23 protein-coding genes and 1 pseudogene are annotated in these 24514 nt (G+C 63.7%); 7 read left to right on the top strand and 17 right to left on the bottom strand.

The genetic code is table 11. The features are described from left to right. Positions 1 to 21: 21 nt before the first annotated feature. Positions 22 to 744: an aquaporin Z gene (aqpZ, locus tag AC5ZG1_RS25180; protein ID WP_028167002.1), complete on the bottom strand. Its 723-nt coding sequence runs from the start codon at positions 742 to 744 to the stop codon at positions 22 to 24. 266 nt (positions 745 to 1010) lie between these two features. Here aqpZ and rpsU point away from each other — a divergent pair, with 266 nt between their 5' ends. Together rpsU and AC5ZG1_RS25170 are read left to right on the top strand one after the other, a co-directional pair. Then, entirely contained in the window at positions 1011 to 1310 is a 300-nt protein-coding gene (gene rpsU, locus AC5ZG1_RS25175) for a 30S ribosomal protein S21 (RefSeq protein WP_027579707.1), read from the top strand. Between the two features lie 199 nt (positions 1311 to 1509). Further along, positions 1510 to 2124 carry a tetratricopeptide repeat protein gene (locus AC5ZG1_RS25170; protein WP_496134365.1) on the top strand — a complete coding sequence of 205 codons (615 nt, stop codon included), beginning with the start codon at positions 1510 to 1512 and terminating at the stop codon, positions 2122 to 2124. A 249-nt stretch (positions 2125 to 2373) separates the two neighbouring features. Here the strand turns inward: AC5ZG1_RS25170 and AC5ZG1_RS25165 are convergent, their stop codons facing one another. The 12 genes and pseudogenes from AC5ZG1_RS25165 to AC5ZG1_RS25110 all read right to left on the bottom strand — a co-directional run bounded on the left by AC5ZG1_RS25165 (position 2374) and on the right by AC5ZG1_RS25110 (position 12863). Continuing rightward, a complete protein-coding gene (locus AC5ZG1_RS25165) occupies positions 2374 to 3249 on the bottom strand; it encodes a hypothetical protein (protein WP_496134364.1) in 876 nt (291 codons plus the stop codon). A 108-nt stretch (positions 3250 to 3357) separates the two neighbouring features. Then, positions 3358 to 3642, bottom strand: a complete 285-nt coding sequence (locus AC5ZG1_RS25160) for a cupin domain-containing protein (RefSeq protein ID WP_456640975.1) — start codon at positions 3640 to 3642, stop codon at positions 3358 to 3360. A 13-nt stretch (positions 3643 to 3655) separates the two neighbouring features. Next, the gene (locus AC5ZG1_RS25155; protein WP_130227421.1) at positions 3656 to 4753 is read right to left on the bottom strand and encodes a calcium:cation antiporter; all 1098 of its coding nucleotides are present in this window, start codon (positions 4751 to 4753) and stop codon (positions 3656 to 3658) included. A gap of 43 nt (positions 4754 to 4796) precedes the next feature. Next, positions 4797 to 6128, bottom strand: a complete 1332-nt coding sequence (locus tag AC5ZG1_RS25150) for a sodium:proton antiporter (protein WP_496134384.1) — start codon at positions 6126 to 6128, stop codon at positions 4797 to 4799. A 97-nt stretch (positions 6129 to 6225) separates the two neighbouring features. Continuing rightward, a pseudogene (locus AC5ZG1_RS25145) lies at positions 6226 to 7025 on the bottom strand (alpha/beta hydrolase). Between the two features lie 18 nt (positions 7026 to 7043). Beyond that, complete coding sequence (locus tag AC5ZG1_RS25140) at positions 7044 to 8441, bottom strand: NAD(P)(+) transhydrogenase (Re/Si-specific) subunit beta (RefSeq protein ID WP_028166995.1); 1398 nt, start codon at positions 8439 to 8441, stop codon at positions 7044 to 7046. Positions 8442 to 8478: 37 nt separating this feature from the next. After that, entirely contained in the window at positions 8479 to 8796 is a 318-nt protein-coding gene (locus AC5ZG1_RS25135) for a proton-translocating transhydrogenase family protein (RefSeq protein WP_028166994.1), read from the bottom strand. Between the two features lie 11 nt (positions 8797 to 8807). Next, on the bottom strand, positions 8808 to 9935 hold the full coding sequence (locus AC5ZG1_RS25130; protein ID WP_028166993.1) for a Re/Si-specific NAD(P)(+) transhydrogenase subunit alpha: 1128 nt from the start codon (positions 9933 to 9935) through the stop codon (positions 8808 to 8810). A gap of 137 nt (positions 9936 to 10072) precedes the next feature. After that, positions 10073 to 10225 (bottom strand): aa3-type cytochrome c oxidase subunit IV, encoded by a 153-nt coding sequence (locus tag AC5ZG1_RS25125; protein WP_028166992.1) that lies wholly within the window; start codon positions 10223 to 10225, stop codon positions 10073 to 10075. An 86-nt stretch (positions 10226 to 10311) separates the two neighbouring features. Next, on the bottom strand, positions 10312 to 10644 hold the full coding sequence (locus AC5ZG1_RS25120; protein WP_496134363.1) for a type II toxin-antitoxin system death-on-curing family toxin: 333 nt from the start codon (positions 10642 to 10644) through the stop codon (positions 10312 to 10314). Continuing rightward, positions 10641 to 10913: an AbrB/MazE/SpoVT family DNA-binding domain-containing protein gene (locus AC5ZG1_RS25115; RefSeq protein WP_130227417.1), complete on the bottom strand. Its 273-nt coding sequence runs from the start codon at positions 10911 to 10913 to the stop codon at positions 10641 to 10643. Before AC5ZG1_RS25115 ends, AC5ZG1_RS25120 begins: the two co-directional genes overlap by 4 nt. 72 nt (positions 10914 to 10985) lie before the next feature. After that, the gene (locus AC5ZG1_RS25110) at positions 10986 to 12863 is read right to left on the bottom strand and encodes a M3 family oligoendopeptidase (RefSeq protein ID WP_496134362.1); all 1878 of its coding nucleotides are present in this window, start codon (positions 12861 to 12863) and stop codon (positions 10986 to 10988) included. 136 nt (positions 12864 to 12999) lie between these two features. Here AC5ZG1_RS25110 and AC5ZG1_RS25105 point away from each other — a divergent pair, with 136 nt between their 5' ends. The 3 genes from AC5ZG1_RS25105 to AC5ZG1_RS25095 all read left to right on the top strand — a co-directional run bounded on the left by AC5ZG1_RS25105 (position 13000) and on the right by AC5ZG1_RS25095 (position 19044). Further along, the gene (locus AC5ZG1_RS25105; protein WP_496134361.1) at positions 13000 to 14496 is read left to right on the top strand and encodes a sigma-54-dependent transcriptional regulator; all 1497 of its coding nucleotides are present in this window, start codon (positions 13000 to 13002) and stop codon (positions 14494 to 14496) included. A gap of 416 nt (positions 14497 to 14912) precedes the next feature. Next, on the top strand, positions 14913 to 17171 hold the full coding sequence (locus AC5ZG1_RS25100; protein ID WP_496134360.1) for a L,D-transpeptidase family protein: 2259 nt from the start codon (positions 14913 to 14915) through the stop codon (positions 17169 to 17171). A gap of 262 nt (positions 17172 to 17433) precedes the next feature. Continuing rightward, positions 17434 to 19044 (top strand): peptidoglycan L,D-endopeptidase MepK, encoded by a 1611-nt coding sequence (locus tag AC5ZG1_RS25095; RefSeq protein ID WP_456640968.1) that lies wholly within the window; start codon positions 17434 to 17436, stop codon positions 19042 to 19044. A gap of 244 nt (positions 19045 to 19288) precedes the next feature. On the opposite strand, the gene AC5ZG1_RS25090 is transcribed toward AC5ZG1_RS25095, so the two are convergent. Beyond that, complete coding sequence (locus AC5ZG1_RS25090) at positions 19289 to 19558, bottom strand: DUF2312 domain-containing protein (RefSeq protein ID WP_028163653.1); 270 nt, start codon at positions 19556 to 19558, stop codon at positions 19289 to 19291. Positions 19559 to 19845: 287 nt separating this feature from the next. Then, the gene (locus AC5ZG1_RS25085) at positions 19846 to 20148 is read right to left on the bottom strand and encodes a DUF1244 domain-containing protein (protein WP_028163654.1); all 303 of its coding nucleotides are present in this window, start codon (positions 20146 to 20148) and stop codon (positions 19846 to 19848) included. 198 nt (positions 20149 to 20346) lie between these two features. On the opposite strand from AC5ZG1_RS25085, the gene AC5ZG1_RS25080 reads away from it, so the two are divergent. Continuing rightward, the gene (locus AC5ZG1_RS25080; RefSeq protein ID WP_165435525.1) at positions 20347 to 20937 is read left to right on the top strand and encodes a DUF1036 domain-containing protein; all 591 of its coding nucleotides are present in this window, start codon (positions 20347 to 20349) and stop codon (positions 20935 to 20937) included. Next, a complete protein-coding gene (gene pyk / locus AC5ZG1_RS25075) occupies positions 20934 to 22370 on the top strand; it encodes a pyruvate kinase (RefSeq protein ID WP_028163656.1) in 1437 nt (478 codons plus the stop codon). The genes AC5ZG1_RS25080 and pyk overlap by 4 nt, the downstream gene beginning before the upstream one ends. Positions 22371 to 22523: 153 nt before the next feature. Here the strand turns inward: pyk and AC5ZG1_RS25070 are convergent, their stop codons facing one another. Beyond that, positions 22524 to 23198, bottom strand: coding sequence for a TetR/AcrR family transcriptional regulator (locus AC5ZG1_RS25070; RefSeq protein ID WP_028163657.1), 675 nt, complete (start codon positions 23196 to 23198; stop codon positions 22524 to 22526). Between the two features lie 180 nt (positions 23199 to 23378). After that, positions 23379 to 24503, bottom strand: a complete 1125-nt coding sequence (locus AC5ZG1_RS25065) for a ribonucleotide-diphosphate reductase subunit beta (RefSeq protein WP_496134359.1) — start codon at positions 24501 to 24503, stop codon at positions 23379 to 23381. Positions 24504 to 24514: the final 11 nt, after the last annotated feature.

Below are 24514 nucleotides of genomic sequence, written 5' to 3'. Positions count from 1 at the left end.
AAGTCTTAAATTAGAAACTGATCAAGCCTGTCGTACGCCCTCGACGACTCCGGTCGGCTCTTCGCTGAGCCAGCGATAGAGCACCCCGCCGAGCGCGCCGCCGATCAACGGCGCCACCCAGAACAGCCAGAGCTGCGCCAGCGCCCATCCACCAACGAACAATGCCGGCCCGGTGCTGCGCGCCGGATTCACCGAGGTGTTGGTGACGGGAATGCTGACCAGATGGATCAGCGTCAACGCGAGCCCGATCGCGAGCGGCGCAAAGCCCGCAGGCGCCCTGCCATGGGTCGCGCCCATGATGATGAACAGGAACATCATCGTCATCACCACCTCGGTGATGAAGCCGGACAACAGGCTGTACTGCCCGGGCGAATGCGCGTCATAGCCGTTGGAGGCAAAGCCCTTGGCGAGGTCGAAGCCGGGCGCGCCGCTCGCGATCAGATAGAGCACTCCCGCAGCAACGACCGCACCGATCACCTGAGCGATCACATAGGGCAGGATCTGGCCAACGGGGAAACGTCCGCCGGCAGCGAGACCGACGGTGACGGCCGGATTGAGATGGCAGCCGGACACGTGGCCGATCGCATAGGCCATGGTGACGACGCTCAATCCGAACGCCAGCGACACGCCGACCAGGCCGATTCCGACTTGCGGAAAGCCAGCGGCGATCACGGCGCTGCCGCATCCCGTAAATGTGAGCCAGAACGTGCCGATCGCCTCGGCGGCGTATTTTTGTGTCTCCATAGCAATTCTCCTATTATTTTGTTTCCCGGAGCCAGCAAAAGCTGCGGGAGCGGCCAAGCATTTGGCGCCGAATCACCCCAATCAAGGCCGCTAGGTGGCAATTTCGCCCTATTTCGTGGCTTTACTTGGCCCTTGCTCCCGCTTCACCGGTGGACATTTGCGATTTTGTCTGCTACATGCGCGCCCCTAGGGCTGAAGGTCTGGCCTTTTTGCCGACCTTGGCTTTTCCAGATTTCCGAACCGATCAATCGAAAAGAGGATGCCGCGTGCAGGTTCTCGTCCGCGATAACAATGTCGATCAAGCCCTGAAAGCGCTCAAAAAGAAGATGCAGCGCGAGGGCATTTTCCGCGAGATGAAGCTCCGCGGCCACTATGAGAAGCCTTCCGAGAAGAAGGCCCGCGAGAAGGCCGAAGCCGTGCGCCGCGCCCGCAAGTTGGCGCGCAAGAAGCTGCAGCGCGAAGGCCTGTTGCCGATGAAGCCGAAGCCGGTGTTCGGCGCCGGCGCGGGTGGTGACCGTGGCGCCGGTGGACGTGGCGGGCCGGGCGCTGGCCGCGGTCCGCGCTGATCGCACCTTTTTATAAAGGTCAGAAATGAGAACGCGGGCCTGAGGGTCCGCGTTTTGCTTTTTGGTCGGTGCATTTTGCACCGCGGCCGGCTACCAATACGGAATTGCAGACGCGAGCATTTCCATTACGCGAGCAGTTCCGTTGATGGTGTTTCCGGCATCCCGCACCCGTTCTGGAATTTTGCCTCTCCCGCGCCTGATGGCACGGCCTGCCATTCTGCTGGCCGTTGCACTTGGCATTCCCCTTGGCCTCCCCTTGGGCGGCTGCTCGTTCGATCTGGGATCATTGGGGCCCGGCAACGACAAACCCAAGCAGGCCGCCACCGACAAGCCGACCGGCAGCGTCAGTGCGCAGAACGTCAGCGACGCCAAGGAGCACGCGGCGCGTGGCCAGGAGTTCGCGCGGTCCTTCAAGACCGAACAGGCACTCGCCGAATTCGAACAGGCGCTCGCAGTCGATCCCTACAACACACAGGCGCTCTATGGCCGCGGCCTGATCTATCAGGGCCAGAACCAGCACCAGCAGGCGATCGAGGATTTCACCGCGGCCAGCGGCCTGGCGCCACAGAGCGTCGACCCGTTGCTGGCGCGCGCGAGCAGCTATCTCGCTCTCAACAAGGCCAAGGAAGCGGCCGCCGATCTTGACGAAGCGGTGCAGGCCGATCCGAACAGCGCCCAGGCTTGGACGGTGCGCGGCGAGGCCTATGAGAGGCTCGGCGACAAAGGCAAGGCAGCGATTTCGTACAGCCGAGCGATAGCATTGCGGCCTCGAGACGAGACCGCGCGCAGCGGCCTCGCGCGCACCGGCGGTTAAGATAGACGCACTCTCCTCGCCGTCGTCCCGGGCAAGCCAACGGGTCGCGCGAACGCGCGCCCGATGACAGGCTCCGCGCGACCCAGGACCCATAGCCACAGGGTTTAGTGATGTGTGAAGCTGCAACCACTTGCTCGCGCCACAACAACTCCCTGTGGTTATGCGTCCCCGCGTTCGCGAGGACGACAGCGTGTTTGTGGAGACAGCGAGATGACGCCGGCTATATCCAGCCTGCGCGATCGTACTCAGCTATTTCGGCAGGACGGCGTGGAATACCGATTTCATCGATGACAGCATGTCGTCGCCGATCGTCGGGCGCTCCTTGGCCGGCTCCGCCCCTGCTGCGTCGGCGCGCAGATCCAGCGGCGGACGTGAGGTCGGAATGTCCGCCGGCGGCGTCGGACGGTTCGGATCGTCAGCTGCGCTTGCGGCATAAGGCGGACGCGGCTGGGAGGTCTGGCCGAAGGTCTCGCTCGGCGGCGTCGAGACCATGATCGGCGGCGGCAACGGCCGCACCACTGACGGCGCGGTCGCGACGCGAGGCGCTTCCGGTGCACGTGCCGCCTCCGGCGAACGAGAGCCGCCCTCGGCGGTGCCGCGCAACCGCTCGATCGCGGCGCGCGCAAGGTCGTTGGCGTCACGATGCTCGTCCGGTACAGCCGCAGCTTCGGCTGGCGGCGAGGCCGGTGCAGCGGCGGGCACGGTAGCAGGCTGCTGCACCGGTGCCGGCGTCACCTTGGCGACGGCCTTTTCACGGGATGCGGGCTGATGGCGACGGGGCTCGGCGGGCGGAATGCTTGCGGTCTCGGCGGGCGCTTCGGCGGCGGGTTTGTTCTCGGTCGCCTTCTCAGTCACCGTGGCCTTCTCGGACGCCGTGCGCTCCATCAATGTGCGCTCGGACATGCCCTTGGCCTTCACGCCAGCTTCGGGGAGATTGGAGACCTCGGCAGGCTTTTCGACGGGTTTGCTCGCGACGGCAGCCTTCGGCTGGGCGGTCGAAACAGCGGCGGCGGCCGGTGCCTCCGGCTTGGCTACGATGTAGTGGTTAACGATGTAGGCCCCGATGACCGTCGCAGCCACCGAGGGAAAGATATCGACGACAAATTTCGTCAGGTATTTCAGCATTGCCAACCACTCCCCGCCGCGGCGTTAGATGCGGGAACTTTGAGGCACATTGAGGGATCAACTGCGTCGGATCAATGGCAACCGGCCGGTTCCGGCGATCACGGATGCTTACGGCTTGAGTTCAATCTCGAGGAAGACGATCTCCGTAGAGGTTTCATTAAGTACATCGTGCTCCACCCCCGCCTTCCGGAAATACGACTTGCCTACGCGGAGCTCGGCCTTCGACCGCTCGCCACTGGGCGCCACGATGGTCATCTCGCCGGCGGTCACGGGCACGATCACATAGTCCATCTCATGGACGTGAGGCCCGGTCGCACTGCGCGGCGCGAGCCGCCACTCGGTGACGCGGACTTCGGGGGTGTCGACTTGGACATCGGATTTCGCGGCAAGCATCGTCGTTGTCTCCCTATGGCAGGAATGCCAGGAACAAGAACACGGCAAATACCACCAGATGCACCACGCCGAACAGGATATTGGTGCGGCCTGTGCCGAAGGTCAGCATGCTCAAGAGGAAGGTCAAGAACAACAGCACCGTGCTCTGGGCGTTGAGCCCGAGGACAAGCTCCTTGCCCAGCAGGTAGGTGGCGACGCCGACCGCGGGGATCGTCAACCCGATCGTGGCAAGCGATGACCCGAGCGCAAGATTGATGCTCTTCTGCAAATCATTGTTGCGGGCGGCCGAAGCCGCGGCAACGCCTTCCGGCATGAGGATGAGAAGCGCGACCACGAGACCCGCGAAGGCGGGCGGCGCACCGATCATCGCTGCGGTGGCATCGATGACGAGCGAGAACTTCTTTGACAGCAGCACGACGGCGAGAAGCGAGACCAGCAGCAACGGAATGCTGAGCGCCAGCACGGCGCCCGATGACATCTTCGGCGCCTCAGCATCATTTGCGGACTCGGCCACGAAGTAATCGCGGTGCCGCATGGTCTGGATGTAGAGAAAGACACCGTAGAGGGCGAGCGTGACAATGTCGACAAATCCGAGTTGCATCGCCGAATAGACCGGCCCGGGCGTCGCCAATGTATAATTTGGCATGATCAGCGTTATCGTCGCCAATACGAACAACACGCTGAGATAAACGTTGGCGCCGGTAACCTGGAAATCCTGCTCGCGGTAGTGCAACCCGCCGATGAAGATGCACAGCCCAACGAGACCGTTACAAACGATCATCACAACCGCAAACACAGTGTCACGGGCCAGCGCCGGCTGCGGCTTGTCACCCAGCATGATCGTCGTGATCAGCGCCACTTCAATGATCGTCACCGCGAGCGTCAGCACCAATGTGCCGAAAGGCTCTCCGACCTCTTCGGCGATCACCTCCGCGTGATGAACCGCAGCGAACACCGTGCCGAACAGGATGGCCAGCAGGATCGCGGCCAGCAGCCATCCGCCGAGAGATGGGCTAAACACCCATCCGACGGCTGTCGCCGCAGCGAACAATCCCATCGCCAGCGCGGGGAAAATCCATGCCGTATGGGGCATCGGACCATGTGCGCTCATGAACTCCCCTTCCGCCGCTCAAAGGAGTTCCAGCATATGGCACTCAGTGAACGCTGAGAACAGGGGCGATCGGCAGAAATGTGAGAAGCAGGAACAGCGGTATCAACACGCAACCCGCAAAGAAGAGATAGCCGAAGAAGCTCGGCATCTTGATGCCACGCTCGTTCGCGATCGCCGCCACCATGAAGTTCGGTGCGTTTCCGATGTAGGTGAGCGCCCCCATGTAGACCGCACCCATGGAAATCGCCGCCAGCGTCCCCGACAATTCCCCCATCAACCGCTGCGGGTCGCCGCCGGCGACCTCGAAGAACAGCAGATAGGTCGGAGCATTGTCGAGAAACGCCGACATCAATCCGGTGAACCAGAAATAGGGAACCTCCCGTGGAGCGCCGTTCGGTTCGGTGACCGCGGACAACAGCCAGGCGAACGAGCCGTCACGCCCGGCATGGAGCATCGCCAGCACCGGGATGATCGCGGTGAAGATGGCGGCAAACAATTTCGCGACCTCCCGGATCGGCTCCCAGTTGAAGCCGTTGGCCTCGCGGTGTTCGTCCGGCGTGAGCCATAGCGAAAGCAGCGCGATTGCGATCAGAAGGCTGTCTCGCACCAGATTCTGCAGCTCCAGCCTGGTGCCGAGAACGTCGAAGGCAATTCCTGGCCGCCAGGTCGCCGACATCAGGATGCTGGCAATGATTGCGGCGATCAGCACCAGATTGATCAGGCCGCGAAGGCGGATCGGCGACGCTCCGCCGGGTGGAGCTGATGGCTCTTTGCGGAAGAGCCAGAGATCGAGCACGACAAAGACGAGCAGGAGGATGCCGGCCACGATCGCGGTTTGCAACCAGATGTTCCTCGTGGTCCAGAAGAACTCGACGCCGTGCAGGAAACCGACGAACAGTGGCGGATCGCCGAGCGGGCTGAGCGCGCCGCCGACATTGGCAACGAGAATGATGAAGAACACGATGACGTGCGCGTTATGGGGCCGCAACAGGTTGGCGCGGATCAACGGGCGGATCAGGATCATGGCGGCACCGGTGGTGCCGACGACGCTGGCCATCATCGTACCCACTGCAAGAACGGACGTATTGGTCCACGGCGTGCCCCTCAGGTCGCCGGTCACCAAGATCCCGCCGGCAACCGTATAGAGCGCGAACAGCAGCACGATGAAGCTCAGATACTCCCCGAGCATCGCATGCACGAAGCTCTCCAGCATGGCTGCACCTCCGGCGAACCAGACGAGCGAGGCGAGCGTCAGAAACGACCAGCCAGCGGCGATCTTGCCGTAATGGTGATGCCAGAATTTCGGAAACAGCAGCGGCCCGAGCGCGATCGACAGCAGCAGACCAGCGAAAGGAAGCGCGAAGGGCCACGTCATCGTCGCGCCGTCAAGACCGGCCGCGGCGTGCGCATGCTGCGGCAGGATCACCAGCGTCGACACCGCGACCACGGAACTCCACACTCTTATTCCGTATCTACAAACCGCCAATGAACCGCCTCGCCGCTTGGACCGCACCATAACTATCGAGATTGTCATGCCCGCCGCCGGGAAAACGGACAAGCTTTTTCGGCTCGCGGGCCAGCGCGAACAGCCGTTCGCCAAAGCTGATAGGAATCACGGGATCGTCAGTGCCATGCATGACGAGCAGCGGAGCCTTGACCCGTGCAATGCGCTCGTCGGAGCGGAACTGATCGCGCATCAGCCAGCGCACCGGCACGAGCGGGAATGCCGCACCAGCAATGTCGACGTCGAGGTATAGGGCGCCTCCAGGATCAATTTGCCGATCGGCTGGTCAGAAGCCAGCGCGACCGCAACGCCGGTGCCGAGTGAAAATCCCCAGACGACAATTCGTTCCGCGGCATAGCGCGCCGCGGTGAAGGCGTAAGCTGCAGCGGCGTCCTGCAGAATGCCGCGCTCGCTCGGATACCCGCTCGAGCCGGCATAGCCGCGGTAGGAGAGCGCGACCAGGCCGGTACCGTCAGACGTCATCGCGCGGAAACGGCTGACTCGTCCCGCGAGAAAATCGCCATTGCCGGGAAAGTACAGGATCACGGGACGGCTGGGCTTTGCCGGCACGTGCCAGACGATGACCCTTTCGCCATCGCCTGCGGTGAGGACATGTTCCTCGGCTTCAGGAAAGCCGGCGGCTTCCGGTGAGGTTCGCTCCCGCGTCGGAATCGGAAACAGCATCTCGCGCTGCTTGACGAACAGCAGCGCGAGCGCTCCGAGATAACCGACTGCAGCGAGGATCAGGAGCCATTTCAGGACGAGCATCGCTGCCCGCAAACGGCCTCACATCGCCTTGACGATGCTCTCGGTCACCTTCTTGGCATCGCCGAGCAGCATCATGGTGTTGTCACGATAGAACAGCGGATTGTCGATGCCGGCATAGCCTGAGGCCAGCGAGCGCTTGATGAACATCACCGTGCCGGCCTTCCACACCTGCAGCACCGGCATGCCGTAGATCGGCGAGGTCTTGTCCTCTTCCGCAGCCGGGTTGGTGACGTCATTGGCGCCGATCACGAAAGCGACGTCGGCTTGAGCGAATTCGGAGTTGATGTCCTCCAGTTCGAACACCTCGTCATAGGGCACGTTGGCTTCGGCCAGCAGCACGTTCATATGGCCGGGCATGCGGCCCGCGACCGGGTGAATCGCATACTTCACCTCGACGCCTTCCTTCTTCAGGATGTCGGCCATTTCGCGCAGCGCGTGCTGGGCCTGCGCCACCGCCATGCCGTAGCCGGGCACGATGATGACCTTCGAGGCGTTCTTCATGATGAAGGCGGCATCATCAGCCGAGCCAAGCTTGGCCGGCTTCTGCTCGCCGGTCCCGCCGCCCGCCGCCGCGGTCTCGCCGCCGAAGCCGCCCAGGATGACCGAGATGAAGGACCGGTTCATCGCGTGGCACATGATGTAGGACAGGATCGCGCCGGAGGAGCCGACCAGCGCGCCGGTGATGATCAGCGCCGAATTGCCGAGCGTGAAACCGATGCCGGCCGCGGCCCAGCCGGAGTAGGAGTTCAGCATCGAGATCACGACCGGCATGTCGGCGCCACCGATCGGGATGATCATCAGCACGCCGAGCACCAGCGCGATGATGGTGATCAGCCAGAAGTCGACCGCACTGCCCGACAGCACGAGGCCAACGATGAAGAACACCAGCGCCAAAGCGAGCGCGATGTTGATGAGGTGACGGAACGGCAGGAGGATCGGTGCGCCGCTCATCCGCGCCGACAGTTTCAGGAACGCGATCACCGAGCCGGTGAAGGTCAGCGCGCCGATCGCGACGCCGAGCGACATCTCGATCAGGCTCTGGGTGTGGATGTTGCCGGGCGTGCCGATGTCGAAGGCCTCGGGCGCATAGAACGCGCCGGCGGCGACCAGCACCGCGGCCATGCCGACCAGCGAGTGGAAGGCGGCGACCAGTTCGGGCATCGAGGTCATCGGCACCCGCCGCGCGATCACGGCGCCGATCGCACCGCCAATGGCGACACCAAGTACGACGAGCAGCCAGGCGACGCCGTCCGCCGGCGGATGGCTCGCGAGCGTGGTGCCGATCGCGATCGCCATGCCGATCATGCCGAACAGGTTGCCCTGCCGCGAGGTGGCGGGGCTCGACAGCCCCCTCAGCGACAGGATGAACAGCACACCTGCCACGAGATACAACAATGCAGAGAGATTGGCGTTCATCTCAGGTCCCCGTTTGCCTCTTCCCCGAGGTGGCCGCTTACTTGGACTTCTTCTTGTACATCGCCAGCATGCGCTGGGTGACAAGGAAGCCGCCGAAGATGTTCACGCAGGCGAAGATCAGCGCGACGAAGCCGAAGCCACGCGCCCAACCCGAGCCGCTCGAGATCATGCCGACGCCGACCGCGAGCAGCGCGCCGACCACGATCACCGAGGAGATCGCGTTGGTGACGCTCATCAGCGGCGTATGCAGCGCGGGGGTCACCGACCACACCACGAAATAGCCGACGAACACGGCAAGCACGAAAATGGAAAGCCGGAATACGAAGGGATCGACGGCCTGCGCGATATGCTCCATGGCTTCTCTCCTTAGGCTTTCGGCTGGAAGTTCGGATGGATGACGGCGCCGTCCTTGGTCAGCGCGGTGGCTTTCACCAGTTCGTCGTCCCAATTGACGGCAAGCGCCTTGTTCGCCTTGTCGACCAGCGTCTCGATGAAGGCGAGCAGGTTGCGGGCATAGAGACCCGAGGCGGAGGCGGCGACGCGGCCGGCGACATTGGTGTAGCCGACGATCTTGATGCCATCGACGTCGACGATCTCACCCGCCTTCGCGCCCTCGACATTGCCGCCACGTTCGACGGCGAGATCGACCAGCACCGAACCGGGCCGCATCGATTTGACCATGTCCGCGGAGACGAGCTTGGGGGCCGGGCGGCCTGGGATCAGCGCCGTCGTGATCACGACATCCTGCTTCTTGATGTGCTCGGCGGTGAGCGCGGCCTGCTTGGCCTGGTACTCCCTGGACATTTCCTTGGCGTAGCCGCCCGCGGTCTGCGCGTTCTTGAACTCCTCGTCCTCGACCGCGAGGAATTTGGCGCCAAGGCTCTCCACCTGCTCCTTCGTCGCCGGACGCACGTCGGTCGCGGTGACGATGGCCCCCAGCCGGCGCGCGGTCGCGATCGCCTGCAGCCCCGCGACGCCGACGCCCATGATGAACACTTTCGCGGCGGGTACGGTGCCAGCCGCGGTCATCATCATCGGAAAGGCGCGGCCGAAGGCTTCGGCGCCCTCGATCACCGCGCGGTAGCCGGCGAGGTTCGCCTGCGACGACAAAACGTCCATGACCTGCGCACGGGTGATGCGCGGCATCAACTCCATCGCAAAGGCCGAAATACCGGCATCCGCCATGGCCTTCAGCGCAGCGTCATTGCCGTAGGGGTCCATGATGGCGATGACAAGCGCGCCGCGCTTGTATTTCGAGAGCTCGGACGCCTCCGGCCGCTTCACCTTGATGACGATATCGGCATCTTTCACCGCATCGGCGCTCACGGTGGCGCCGACGGCAGTGAATTCCGAATCCGGCAAGCCCGACTTGATGCCCGCGCCCGGCTCGACCGCGACCTCCGCACCGAGCGCCTTGAGTTTCTTGATAGTGTCAGGGGATGCGGCGACCCGCGGCTCGGACGGGTCGATTTCCTTGGCAACGGCAATCTTCATAAGGCCTCCGGCGGCGCGGGACAGCGCACGCAAGCAAACTTAGCGTTACTCCCGCAACGTTGGATACCGGTTTTGGGACCGGTTTGAATGCAATTTTTTTGAGCACCGCCGGCATTGGCGGCGCAGCCGGCGAGAGGTCAGAGCAGGAAGAAGGCCATCAGGATGAGAATGAGGGCGACCGTCGCGGTGCCGTATTTGACCAGCGCGATGAAGCCTTCGTAGGTCCGCTCATGCTCGATGTAGTCGTTGCCGTCGGCAGTGGTGTAAGCCACTTCGCTATGGTTCGCCATCCTTGTCCCCAGTCATCAAACGTCTGATTTTCAAGCGTGCCATAGCGCAAAGCCGCGGACAGGGCAACGCCGCCTCGCCTATCGCCTCATTCGGAAGGCCAATTATCCCGGATCCAGCGGGTGACGGCCTCCGGCACATCGAAATCGATGCCGTTCACGCCGAGGAAAGTGTAGAGCGCAAGCAGCGAGTCGCGCTTGTTGCCATCGACGGATGGATGGTTGCGCGCAATGCCAAAGGCATAGGCCGCCGCCATGTCAGCCAGTTCGGCGTGCTCGTAGGACCATTTGTTCCTCGGCCGGTCCAATGCGGATTGCAGCATGCCTTCGTCGCGGAGGCCGCTCGCCCCGCCATAGATCGCAAGCTGCTCGTCGTGGATCGCTTCGATCATCTGCCGGGTGAGCCAGAACGGCTCACTCATTTGGCAAGTTCCGCCAAGGCGTTGTGGTAGCGCTTCATGCCGCGGCGCGCGACCTCCATCGCCTTCTCGAAATCCGGATCGTACCGCGTCAGGCGGAATCCGCCGTCAGGGGTCAGCGTGGCGTAGAGCGTATCGCCGACGCTGATCTGCATGCGCGCCATCACGTCCTTCGGCAGAATGATCCCGGAGGAATTGCCGATCTTCTTGATCTCCACCGTGGCGATCACCTTGCCGCGGGGGTTCGGCGGATTGTCTGGTTGGTCGCTCATGACAAGGCTCCGTTATACGCAATGTATAACGGAGCCGGATATCCCGTTCAACAGAAGTTTTACGGCCTTCCCTCAGCCCATCGCCTCAAGCTCGTCGATCATGCCTGAAATCACCGACAGCCCGCCGTCCCAGAATTTCGGGTCCTTGGCATCCAGGCCGAACGGCTTGAGCAGTTCCGAATAGTGCTTGGTTCCGCCGGCTGCGAGCATGTCGAGATAGCGTTCAGCAAAGCCGTCGGAGGCGTGCTCGTAGACCGCGTAGAGCGAGTTCACCAGGCAATCGCCGAACGCATAGGCGTAAACGTAGAAGGGCGAATGGATGAAATGCGGAATGTACATCCAGAAATTCTCGTAGCCCGGCTTGATCTCGATCGCCGGCCCCAGGCTCTCGGTCTGCACGGAAAGCCAGATCTGGCCGATCCGCTCGGCGGTCAATTCGCCGTTCTTGCGCTCGGTGTGCACCGCGCGCTCGAACGAATAGAACGCGATCTGCCGCACCACGGTGTTGATCATGTCCTCGACCTTGCCGGCGAGCAGTGCCTGGCGCTGCTTGGCGCTCTTGGTCTCGGACAACAGGCGCTTGAAGGTCAGCATCTCCCCGAACACGCTTGCGGTCTCCGCAAGCGTCAGCGGTGTCGGCGCCATCAGGGGGCCGTTCTTTGCCGCCAGCACTTGGTGCACGCCATGGCCGAGCTCATGCGCCAGCGTCATGACATCGCGCGGCTTGCCCTGGTAGTTCATCAGCACGTAAGGGTGCGCCGACGGCGTGGTCGGATGCGAGAAGGCGCCTGGGGCCTTGCCCGGCCTGACCGGCGCATCGATCCAGCGGTCGGTGAAGAAGCGCTCGGCGATCGCGGCCATATCGGTGGAAAAGCCGCGATAGGCGGTCAGCACCATGCTCCGCGCCTCGGGCCAGGCAATCGTGCCGGTCGCGGCAAAGGGCAATGGCGCGTTGCGGTCCCAATGCGGCAGCTTCTTCTTTTTGAACCAGCCCGCCTTCAGCCGGTAGTAGCGGTGCGACAGCCTCGGATAGGCAGCGCGCACGGACGCGACCAACGCGTCCACCACCTCGCGCTCGACGCGGTTGTTGAGATGGCGGGAATCCGAGACATCCTGGAAGCCACGCCAGCGGTCGGAAATCTCCTTGTCCTTGGCGAGCGTGTTGGTGACCAGCGCGAACGTGCGCTCATTGGCCTTGAAGGTTTTCGCCAGCGCTTCCGCCGCCGCCTTGCGCTTTGCGCCATCGCGGTCCTGCAGGAAGTTGAGCGTCGGCTCGATCGCGAGTTCCTTGGCGCCGACCTTGAAGCGCAGGCCGGCGATGGTCTGGTCGAACAGCCGGTTCCAGGCGGAATAGCCGCTCTGCGACTTCTCGTGGAAAAGCTGCTCGATGCGATCCTCGAGTTGATACGGCTTCTCCTTGCGCAGGTCCTCGATCCAAGGCCGGTAATGCGCGAGCTCTTCGGCCTGCATCGCGCGCTCGATCACATCATCGTCAATGCGGTTGAGCTCAAGCGCGAAGAACAGGAGGTGCGTCGAGGCCGCCGTCAGGCGCTCTGAAACATCGCCGTAAAATTTCGTGATCGCGGGATCGACGCTGTCGCCGGCATGCACCAGGCCGGCAAAGGAGCCGAGCCGGCCGGCGAGGTCGTCGATCGCTTCATAGCGTCGCACGGCTTCGGCGAGCCACTTTCCGCCATCTTCCCGGGCCGTATGTTCCGCAAGCTTGCCCTTGTAGTCGGTCTCAAACGCGACGCAATCTGCATCCATCTTCGCCAGGTCGCGCGCGACTTCCGGCGCGTCGATCCCGGAATAGAGGTCCCCGAGATTCCATTCCGGCAATTTGCCGGTTTTGCCCACGACCTTCTTCGCGGCGGACTTGTTGGCAGCGGATTTGGCCTTGGCCGGCTTGCGTTGGGTGGGTTTGCGGAGAGCGGAGGAGCGCGAGGTCATCTTGGCGGTAACCTGTGTTCAATCGGAGATGCGGCGGCGAAATGTGCGGGGGTGGGCAACGTTTAAGAGGGCGTTAATCGGCTTCGGCGAGAGTGCCCCGATTCGAGACAGATAAGCGTAACGTGCGGGGAAAACCATGGCTGCCACCATTTTGATTGCCGATGATGACGCAGTACAGCGCCGTCTGGTTGAAAACATGGTGCAAAAATGCGGCTACCAGCCCCTCGTAGTCGATAGCGGCGATGATGCCATCGCCGCACTCACCGCCCAGGAAAGCCAGACCATCGATGCGGTCGTGCTCGATCTCGTGATGCCCGGCCTCGACGGCTTGGGCGTGCTCGCAAAGATTCGTGAAGGTGGTTTGAACGTCCCCGTCATCGTGCAGACGGCGCATGGCGGCATCGACAATGTGGTCTCGGCGATGCGCGCGGGCGCCCAGGATTTCGTCGTCAAGCCGGTCGGCTTCGAGCGGCTGCAGGTATCCTTGCGCAATGCGCTGAACACTTCTGCACTCAAGGGTGAATTGCAGCGCATCCGCCACAGCCGCGAGGGGCGGCTCACCTTCACCGACGTCATCACCCGCAGCGAAGCCATGACAAGCGTGCTGCGCACCGCGCAGAAGGCCGCTTCATCAGCCATTCCGGTGTTGATCGAAGGCGAATCCGGTGTCGGCAAGGAATTGTTCGCCCGCGCCATCCACGGCAGCAGCGAGCGCAAATCGAAGCCTTTCGTTGCGGTGAACTGCGGTGCGATCCCCGACAATCTCGTGGAGTCGATCCTGTTCGGCCACGAGAAGGGCGCCTTCACCGGCGCCACCGAACGCCATATGGGCAAGTTCGTCGAAGCCCATGGCGGCACGCTCTTCCTCGACGAAGTCGGCGAACTGCCGCTGACCGCACAGGTGAAGCTGTTGCGCGCGCTGCAGGAGGGCACGGTGGAAGCCGTCGGCGGCCGCAAGCCCGTGAAGGTCGACGTCCGCATCATTTCCGCCACCAACCGCAAACTGCTCGAGCTGGTGAAGGCCGGCCAATTCCGCGAGGACCTGTTCTATCGCCTGCACGTCCTGCCGCTGACGATTCCGCCGCTGCGGCAACGGCGCGAGGACATCCCGCATCTGCTGCGGCATTTCCTCGCGCGCTTCAACGCCGAGGAGAACCGCAACATCACCGGCATCAGCGGCGAGGCGATGGCGCATCTTTCGCAGCTCGATTGGCCCGGCAACATCCGCCAGCTCGAAAACACGGTGTATCGCGCCGTGGTCATGAGCGATGGCGACCAGCTTGACCTCGCCGACTTCCCGCAGGTCGCCGCGCATCCACTTGCTGACGCAGCCCCGACGCATGGCGAGCCGCTGATCGTCGCCCCGTCCACGGCGCCCGCGATGGTATCGGGTAGTGAAATACCCATTGCGCCGCTGCCTGCCACCGGCAATCTCTCGATGCTGACCAGCAGCGGCGATGTGCGGCCACTGGAAGAGATGGAGAACGAGATCATCCGCTTCGCGATCTCGCATTATCGCGGGCAGATGTCGGAGGTTGCGCGGCGCCTGAAGATCGGCCGCTCGACGCTCTATCGCAAGATCGACGAGGCCGCGGCAAATGACTCCGCCGACGGCACCGGCGGCACCAATTGAGCCGATCGGCATTTATGCCCCAGAGCGGGCATTGGGCCGAGGCTTCGCATGCTCAGTCCGGAACCTATTGAACCGTGGCTTGGGGGTGACAGACAAACGGGGTGCAGCGTGGCAAAAATCGCGCAAGATCGAGTGCAAGTGGTTGATCAAGGTCAGTTTGTCGTGAGTTGCCCCGCATGGCGCTGGCTGCATGAAGGGGGCGTCTGTATCGTCTGCGTTGATTTGTTGCGTGCAGGCGTGAATGAGTTTTGATCGAGTGAGGCCGGCGCTTCCGCGCAATCTCAGAGCATGATCCGGGAAGATTATGCTCGAACGAATCGAGCGTGATGACGGCTCTAACGAAGCGTCATCAGGCTCCAGGACCATGATTTGAGAACTGTTCCAATGCCGGGCAGTTCGCCCCAGGGGGAGTGACGATGCGAGACTGTTCGAAAGGCCGAACCGGATTCGACCGCGTGCTGATGGCCGTCGCCGCGACGTTCCTGACGGTCGCCGCGACCTCGGCGCTGGCCCAATCGGACACGCCACGCGCGAGTGCCGCAGAACTCGCGATCGACGCCGCAATCCCGCGTCCCGAGCCTGCCAACGTTCCGCCGCCGACCGCAGCCGATATCAAGCTGGACACCACCGCTTCGGTGCCGGATGCGACCAAGGACGCCATCACGTCGAGCGAACCCGACGCCGCCACCAAGACCGCAGAGCCCAAGCTGGAATCCAAGCCGGCCGATGTCGTCACCGCACCCGCCGCCGAGCCGAAGCCGAGCGATGTGGCAAAGGACGCGCCCAAGGACACACCGAAGGAGCCGGTCAAGAACGACACCGCCACGGTGACCCCTTCAGCCGCGCCCGCCGCTGCGACCGCCGCTCCTGCAACCGTCACTGCGCCTGCCCCGGCGACCGCCAACGCGCCTGCTGCCGAGCCCGCCAAGGAGCCGGTCAAGGCTGCGAGCAACGTGCCGGCGGAAGACCAGCCGGTTGCCGACAAGCTTCGCGAGATGCTGGCCAGCAAGACGCTGCGCACCTTTGACCGCAAGAACGAGCGCGCCGCGGTCGAGAAGTTCTACTCGGCGCGCGACTATGCGCCGGTATTCACGCAAGGCGGCAAGCTGACCGCAACCGGCAAGGGCGTGATCGCGCGGCTCAAGGACGCCGCCTCCGACGGCCTCAACCCGGAAGACTATCCGGTGCCGGAGTTTGCCTTGGCCTTGTCCTCGCCCGACGCGCTGGCGGATGCCGAGCTGAAGCTCGTCGCCAGCATGCTCGACTATGCGCGCCAGGCCCAGAGCGGCCGGATGCATTGGTCGCAGGTCTCGGCCGACATCCTCTATCCCGAGCACCCGATCGATCCGTCGGAAGTCCTCGCCAACGTGACCGGCGCCAAGAACGCCTCCGCCGCGCTCGACAGCTACAACCCGCCGCACAAGCTCTACCGTGAGCTCAAGGCCAAGCTCGCCGAGCTGCGCGGCCAGGGCGAGGGCCCGGTGATCGAGATCGCGGAAGGGCCCACGCTGGCCTACAAGGCCGCGACCAAGAAGCAGCCGGGCGAGGCGCCGGAAGATCCGCGCGTGCCGCAGCTCCGCGCCAAGCTCGGCGTTGCCGAGAATCCGGACGATACGCGTTACGATGCCAAGGTCGCCGAAGCCGTGCGCAAATTCCAACGGAGCGTCGAGCTGAAGCCCACCGGCGTGCTCGACGATCGTACCGTGAAGGCGATCAACAGCCCGAAGCGCGACCGACAGATCGACACCGTCATCGTCAACATGGAGCGCTGGCGCTGGCTGCCGCGCCAGCTTGGCGCGGCGTCCCTCGGCAACGCCTATGTCATCCTCAACATCCCCGACTACACGCTGCGGGTGATGCAGAACGGTGCACCGGTCTGGACCACGCGCGTCGTAACCGGCAAGCCGGGGCAGCACGCCACCCCGCTTCTGACCGAGACGATGAAGTACATCACGGTGAACCCGACCTGGAACGTGCCGCCGTCGATCATCTACAATGAATATCTGCCGGCCCTGCAGCAGGATCCGACCGTGCTGCAGCGGATGGGCCTGCGGCTCGAATACGGCCGCGACGGCTCGATTCACATCTCGCAGCCGCCGGGTGAAGCGAATGCGCTCGGACGCATCCGCTTCAACTTCCCGAACAAGTTCCTGGTCTATCAGCACGACACGCCGGACAAGAACCTGTTCGGCAGGGAAGAGCGCGCCTTCAGCCATGGCTGCATGCGCGTGCAGAACCCGGACCAGTACGCTTCCGTGCTGCTCAACATCACCATGACGGACGAGCGTTGGACGCCCGAGCGGATCCGCAGCATGTATGGCTCGAGCGAGATCGACCTGAAATTCCCGACCCCGATCCCGGTCAACATCACCTATCAGACCGCGTTCGTGGACGACGCGGGCAAGCTGCAATTCCGCAAAGACGTCTATGGCCGCGACGGCGCCATGCTGGCGCTGCTCAAGAACAACCGCGGCAAGGACCTCGAATCAGTGGTGGCGCATGCGCAGCCGAACTATTCGCGCCCGAGCCGCAACAGCCTGCCGCCCGGCGTCAGCATCGCCAGCGAGAACACCAATTCCGGCCTGAACTTCTTTGAACGGCTGTTCGGCGGCGGCCAGCCGGTGCCGCCCGCTCCGATTGGACGCGGACAACCGCGCGGGGTGTTCACCCGTTAATTTACCGCTCCCCGAGCGCGCCAGATTCCTGAGCAAAATCAACGATCCCGCCCATACGGCGGGATCGTTTACATTAACCATTATTCATCTGGTACGGCTGGCGGCTCTTTTTCGCCACAGTCAACAGTTTAGGTTGAGTTCAACTTGGGAAACGGGATGGTAAATCTCGGTTAACCGTCCCGCTTTAAGAATGCGTTCACCGCCTTTCGCCGGGGTCTGCGAAAGATAAGGTCGAACGCTCGACGATTGGGTGGGCTCATCGGTGCTGGCTGTCCGCACACGCCACTATAAACTGCTGTCTTTCCCGAAAGCCGGATGTCAGGTCGGGCTGACGTCGCTATTGCTGCTCGCAGGCGCCGGATCGGTTCACGACGCCGCCGCCCTGAACGAGACTCGCACCCTCTCCTTCCACCACACCCATTCGAACGAAGACCTCACCATCACCTTCAAGCGCGACGGCCGCTACGACGAAGACGCGTTGAAGAAGCTCAATCATTACCTGCGCGACTGGCGCACCCAGGATGAGACCACGATGGATCGTCGGCTCTTCGACATCCTCTGGGAAGTCTATCGCGATGTCGACGGCAAGCAGCCGATCAACATCATCTCCTCCTACCGCTCTCCCGCTACTAACGCCATGCTCCGCCGCCGCTCCTCCGGGGTGGCGCGCTTCAGCCAGCACATGCTGGGGCATGCGATGGATTTCTACATTCCCGGCGTGCCGCTCGAGCAGATCCGCTATGCCGGCCTGCGCCTACAGCGTGGCGGTGTCGGTTTCTATCCGACCTCCGGCTCGCCTTTTGTTCACCTCGACACCGGGTCGATTCGCCACTGGCCGCGCATGACGCACGACCAATTGGCAAGGGTGTTCCCGGACGGCCGCACCGTCCACGTCCCATCCGACGGCACCCCGTTGAAGGGGTATGAGCTTGCCCGCGCCGACATCGAGCGGCGCGGCAACGGCGATGGCTCCTCGTCCGGCGGCAACAAGATCGGCGGCTTCCTGACCGCGCTGTTCACGGGCAAATCGGCTGCCGGCAGCGACGAGGACGACGAGGGCGCGGCGCCGGCTGCCGCCGAGAAGCCCGCGCCCGTCCTGGCTTCCGCCAAATCTGCCGATTCGAAGCCGGCCGACCCCGTACCGATGCCGCGCGCAAAACCGCAATTCGCCTCGACCATCCAGCTCGCCGCGGCCGACGCCCAGATCGTCCCGGCGGCAAAGGCGAAGCCGGCAGCGCCGGCGCCAGCCGAGAAGTCCGAGCCGAAACCCGAGACGCCTGCTGACATCATCAATGCCCGCGGCTTCTGGGGCGACGATCTACCGGCAGCGAAACAGGCGACAGCCGCGCAGATCGCAGCGCTCAAGGCGCGCGAGGCGGTCGGCGCCGCCGATCCGCAGGCCACTGCCAGCGTGTCGGAGAATTTCAACAAGGCGCTCGCCTATGCCCCGGCCAACGCGCCTGTTGACCGCAACAATATCGTCGCCGCCTCAGCGCCGGTCCCGCGCAGCGCCCGACCGACCCGCAATGCCGGGGCCGTCGCGAGCGAGATCAACACCGTGGTCGCCAAGGGCACGCAGGGTCAGGGCAGCGCGATCTCGACCTCGACACGCATCTCCGCCGCCAAGGGCAACGATCTCTGGATGCGCGTGGTCATGCTGGCGCCGAGCGCCAGCAACGCTATGCAGACCACCGTGCTCGGCGATACCGACATGACCTTGATGCGCGCCCATTTCGTCAAGCCGCAGGCCGCGGTCAACATGACCTTCTCGAACGATCCGATGCTGGGCATGAGCTGCGACAGCTTCACCGGCTCGGCCACCGCAACGCTACCGACGACCTCCTTCGTCGTCCGCACCGCCGCGCTGCGCTGAGCTTTCCGTAGCCTTTCACGATTCCGATGTCGTCTCCGCGCGGGCGAAGCCCGCCGCAGTGCAGCCCCAGATCGCTGTTCGACAATTGAATCAGAAGCCTCCCCGTCATTGCGAGCGAAGCGAAGCAATCCATGCCACCACTTGAAGACATGGATTGCTTCGTCGCTTTGCTCCTCGCAATGACGGTGTCGTCCTGGGTCGCGCTTGCCCGGGACAACGAGAGTTGTGCGGCCGGACCAGCGCCTCAGATCATCCCCAGCGCCTGCATGTAGGTCTCGATGATCGTCTCCTGCTCCTGGCGCTCGTTCGGGTCCTGCTTGCGCAGGCGCACGATGGTGCGCAGGGCTTTGACGTCATATCCGTTGCCCTTGCTCTCGGCATAGACGTCGCGGATGTCGTCCGAGATCGCCTTCTTTTCTTCTTCCAGCCGTTCGATGCGTTCGATGATGGCCTTGAGCTGGTCCTTTGCGAATCGGGTCGCGGGTTCTTCTTTGACGGCTGCGGAGGTGGCCATCGGGTACTCCTGAAATGGAACTGGTGTTGAGGCGTCCTGTTGAGGCGTCTTGGCGGTATGCGCTCCTCACGGATCGCGTGTCGGAAATGACCCTCAAGTTTGGGACGGCTCCCGTCAAGGAAACGTCGCGCTCATCCACAGCGCGCCCACAGGAGATGCTGGCGTTACCCGCAACCACCGTCATTCCGGGGCAATGCGCAGCACGACGATGCGCAATTGCGCATCGGAGAATCTCGAGATTCCGGGTTCGTCCTTCGGACGCCCCGGAATGGCGGAATGCGTATGCCTCAATGCCCGGGGTGGGCCTTCTTCATCGCGGCCAGTTGCTCCGGCGTCGCCGTGCCCTGGTATTTTGCCTTCCACTCCTCATAGGGCATGCCGTAGACGGCCTCGCGGCTCTCGTCCTTGCTAACAGCCACACCCTTGGCATCGGCCTCTTCCTTCATCCAGTTGGAGAGGCAATTCCGGCAGAATCCGGCGAGGTTCATCAGGTCGATGTTCTGGACGTCGGTACGGCTCTGCAAATGCTGCACCAGGCGCCGGAAAACGGCGGCTTCCAGCTCGGTCTTGGTCTTGTCGTCAATGGTCATGGGCCGTCATCCCGGTTTGTGATTCCCACCATATTGATATCAGGTGGGATTCGTCACAGATTTTGCCACATCGCTGCGCAAAACAGCATGAAATCGGGTGGGACCGGCGGTTTTCGATGGCAGAAGTCCGCCTGCCTTCCGTTGACAGGCGCCGCCGAGCCACGCGAAATCGTCAATGATTCGGTGTAGCTTCGCCTCATGATCGTACTGGATTCCCTGCCCATCCCCCCTCGTCTGCTTGCCGGTCTTCTGCCCGTGCTGGCGCTTGCGGCGGCGTGCCTGTGGACCAGCCCGGCTGCGGCCGATTTCCGGCTCTGCAACAATACCGCCAGCCGGGTCGGCATCGCGCTCGGCTACAAGGACGCCGAGGGCTGGACCACCGAGGGCTGGTGGAACATCTCTTCGCGCTCCTGCGAGACCCTGCTGCGGGGCAATCTGGTCGCGCGCTATTATTACATCTACGCGCTGGACTATGACCGCGGCGGCGAATGGTCTGGCCAGGCCTTCATGTGCTCGCGCGACAAGGAATTCACCATTCGTGGCACCGAGAATTGCCTGGCGCGCGGCTATGACCGCACCGGCTTCTTCGAGGTCGACACCGGGGAGCAACGGGCGTGGACCGTACAACTGACGGAAGCCAACGAGCAGCCGGCGCAGAAGGTGCCGGGAATGCCGGGCGGGGTCGCACCGGGGACTCCCGCAGTGCCGGGCCTGCCCAATCCACCGGGCGGAACGCCTCCAGGCGCGTCTGGTCTACCTCCAGCCGCACCTCCCGGAAGCAAGCAATGAGAAGACTGCGTCGGATCAAGATCCTCGCGACCTTGGGTCCCGCCTCCTCCGACAGCGCAATGATTCGCAAGCTGTTCGAGGCCGGCGCCGACCTCTTTCGCATCAACATGAGCCACACCCCGCATGACAAGATGCGGGACCTCGTCAAGACCATCCGCAATGTCGAGTCCAGCTACGGCCGGCCGATCGGAATCCTGGTCGACCTGCAGGGACCCAAGCTCCGGCTCGGCGCCTTTGCCGAAGGCTCGGTGCAGCTCAACAACGGCCAGAGCTTCGTGCTCGATTCCGACAAGACGCCGGGCGACAATACCCGCGTCAACCTCCCGCATCCGGAGATCCTGGCGGCGCTGCGGCCCGGCCACGCGCTATTGCTCGATGACGGCAAGGTGCGGCTGATTGCGGAAGAGACCTCGCCCGACCGCGCGGTGACGCGCGTGGTGATCGGCGGCAAGATGTCGGACCGCAAGGGCGTCAGCCTGCCCGACACCGACCTGCCAGTGTCGGCGATGACGCCGAAGGACCGCGCCGATCTCGAGGCTGCGCTGACCACCGGCATCGACTGGATCGCACTGTCCTTCGTGCAGCGCGCCGAGGATGTCCATGAGGCCAAGAAGATGATCCGCGGCCGCGCCGCCGTGATGGCGAAGATCGAGAAGCCGCAGGCGATCGACCGGCTGGCCGACATCATCGATGCCTCCGATGCGCTGATGGTCGCGCGCGGTGATCTCGGCGTGGAGCTGCCGCTAGAGCGCGTGCCGAGCCTGCAGAAGCAGATGACGCGAATGGCGCGGCGCGCCGGCAAGCCGGTGGTGGTCGCAACCCAGATGCTGGAATCGATGATCCAGGCGCCGGTACCGACCCGCGCCGAGGTCTCCGACGTTGCCACCGCCGTCTATGAGGGCGCGGATGCGATCATGCTCTCGGCGGAATCGGCTGCCGGCAAATATCCGGTGGAAGCGGTCACCACCATGAACCGCATCGGCGAGGAGGTGGAGCGCGACCCGACCTATCGCGGCGTGCTCAATGCGCAGCGCGCCGAGCCGGAGCCGACGGTCGGCGATGCGATCGCGGATGCCGCGCGCCAGATCGCCGAGACGCTCGACCTCTCGGCGATCATCTGCTGGACCTCATCGGGCTCGACCGCGATCCGCGTCGCGCGCGAACGGCCCAAGGTGCCGGTCGTTGCGATCACGCCGAACTTGGCGACGGGCCGCAAGCTCTCGGTGGTGTGGGGCGTGCACTGCGTCGTCGCCGAGGACGCGCGCGATCAGGACGACATGGTCGACCGCGCCAACTCCATCGCATTCAGGGATGGCTTTGCCCGCGCCGGCCAGCGCGTGATCATCGTCGCCGGCGTCCCGCTCGGCATCCCCGGCACCACCAACATGGTCCGCATCGCCTCCGTCGCGCCGCAAGGGGAAGCGGAGAAGTAGGTTTCCCCGTCATTCCGGGGCCCGCGAAGCGCGAGCTATGATGTGCAATTTGCACATCAGAGAATCCATCGAGCCACCGGCGTAGGCGGAGAAATGGATTCCGGGCTCGTCCTTCGGACGCCCCGGATGACGGTAGAGAGATGGCAAACGCCCTTAGGCCCCCACCAGCGCCTTCGCGGGCGTGGTGGCCTGCACCACGAGGCCGCGGGCGCGGGCGTCCATGACGCCGACGGCGCGCAGTGCGAGTAGCGTCACGGTTTGCACGGCGTCGCGCAGCTTGACGGGATCATCGAGATTGTCGGGCGCCAGCGGTCCGACCAGCGACTCATGCAGCGCGCCGAGCAGCGCGGTGGCGGCAAGCGCGGTATCCTGCGCCGGCAGATGGCCGGCGCGCACCGCGGCATCGATTCGGATGGCGATCTCACCGGCGATCTCGCGCCGGCTGGCCAGCCGCGAGGCGGTGACATCGACATCGACAGGCTCGGCCAGGATGCCCCAGGCGAGCTTGCGCTGCGACAGCACATGGACGGCAACCGTGGTGACCGCGGCGGCCAGCGCCGAGGACGGCCCGGGCGCGGCATCCGCGGCCCGGCGAATCGCGGCGAGCTCGTCGCGCGAGACCTCGGCGATCAGTTCGGAGATCAGGTCGGCCTTGGACGGGAAATAGCGGTAGACGGTTCCCGCCGCGACATGGGCGCGGACCGCCACCGGCGCGATCTGCACCGCAGCCATGCCGCCGTCCGCCGCCGCCTCGCGCGCCGCCGCTAAAATGGCGCTGCGCCGGGCGGCCAGCCGCTTTACCACCTGATGGGTTCGCCGATAGACCATGGCGCAGTTCCCGTCCCCAAACTCCCGCCGGCTCGGGATCGGCCGAACGAGACTTCACTATTTTAGGCGATCGAGCGCAGATCGCTGCAAAAGCTGAACACCTATTCATGGCGTCTGGCAAGACGGATTTGTGCCTTCTGGAATGCACAAAAAGGAGGGGTCCCGGCCCAGCGACCTTGGTTACTCCCAGCTTAAGGCACCCCCGTTCTGGTACTCGATCACGCGGGTCTCGAAGAAATTCTTCTCCTTCTTCAGGTCCATCGCCTCCGACATCCAGGGGAAGGGGTTGTCGGCTTCATCGAATACCGGCGCGAGCCCAAGCTGGGCGCAACGGCGATTGGCGATGAAGTGCATGTAGGTTTCACAAAGTGCCGCGTTCAGTCCGAGAAAACCGCGCGGCATGGTGTCCCGTCCATAGGCCGCTTCGAGCTCGGCCGCCGTCCGCACCATGTCGCGAATCTCCTCCTGGAAGGGCTTCGTCCAAAGATGCGGATTCTCGATTCGGATCTGGTTGATGACGTCGATGCCGAAGTTCAGGTGGATGGATTCATCGCGCAGGATGTACTGGTATTGCTCGGCGATCCCGATCATTTTGTTGCGCCGGCCAAGCGAGAGGATCTGCGCGAAGCCGGTGTAGAACCACATGCCTTCGAAGATGACGTAGAAAGCGACGAGGTCGCGCAGGAACGCCCGGTCTGCTTCCGGCGTCCCGGTCCTGAAGTCGGGATCGTCGAGATGCTGCGTATGTTTCAGCGCCCACGCCGCCTTATCAGTGATCGACGGCACCTCCCGGTACATGTTGAACAGCTCGCCCTCATCGAGCCCCAAGCTCTCGACGATGTACTGGAAGGTGTGGCTGTGCACGGCCTCCTCGAACGCCTGCCGCAACAGATACTGCCGGCATTCTGGATTGGTCAGATGGCGATAGATCGCGAGCACGATGTTGTTGGCGACGAGGCTTTCGGACGCCGCGAAGAAGCCGAGATTGCGCTTGATCGCGCGCCGCTCATCTTCGGTCAGGCCGTCGCGCGACTTCCACAGCGCGATGTCGGCCTGCATCGAGACCTCCGTCGGCATCCAGTGATTGTTGCAGGCGGCGAGATATTTCTCCCACGCCCATTTGTACTTCAGCGGCAGCAATTGATTGACGTCGGCGCGGCAGTTGATCATGCGCTTGTCGTCGACCGAGACGCGGCTGCCATGGCGATCGATCGCACCTAAGCCGGTCTGGTTGCCGGCTGCGGCGACGTTCATGACGGGGACCGCGTGGCGCGGGGTCGTAGCGGGCTCTGACCAGTCGAGCATGGCGTTATTCC

This window comes from Bradyrhizobium sp. Leo78 (assembly GCF_059512425.1).
The sequence above is the reverse complement of the archived record's forward strand: the minus strand, read 5'-3'. Positions and strand labels throughout refer to the sequence as shown.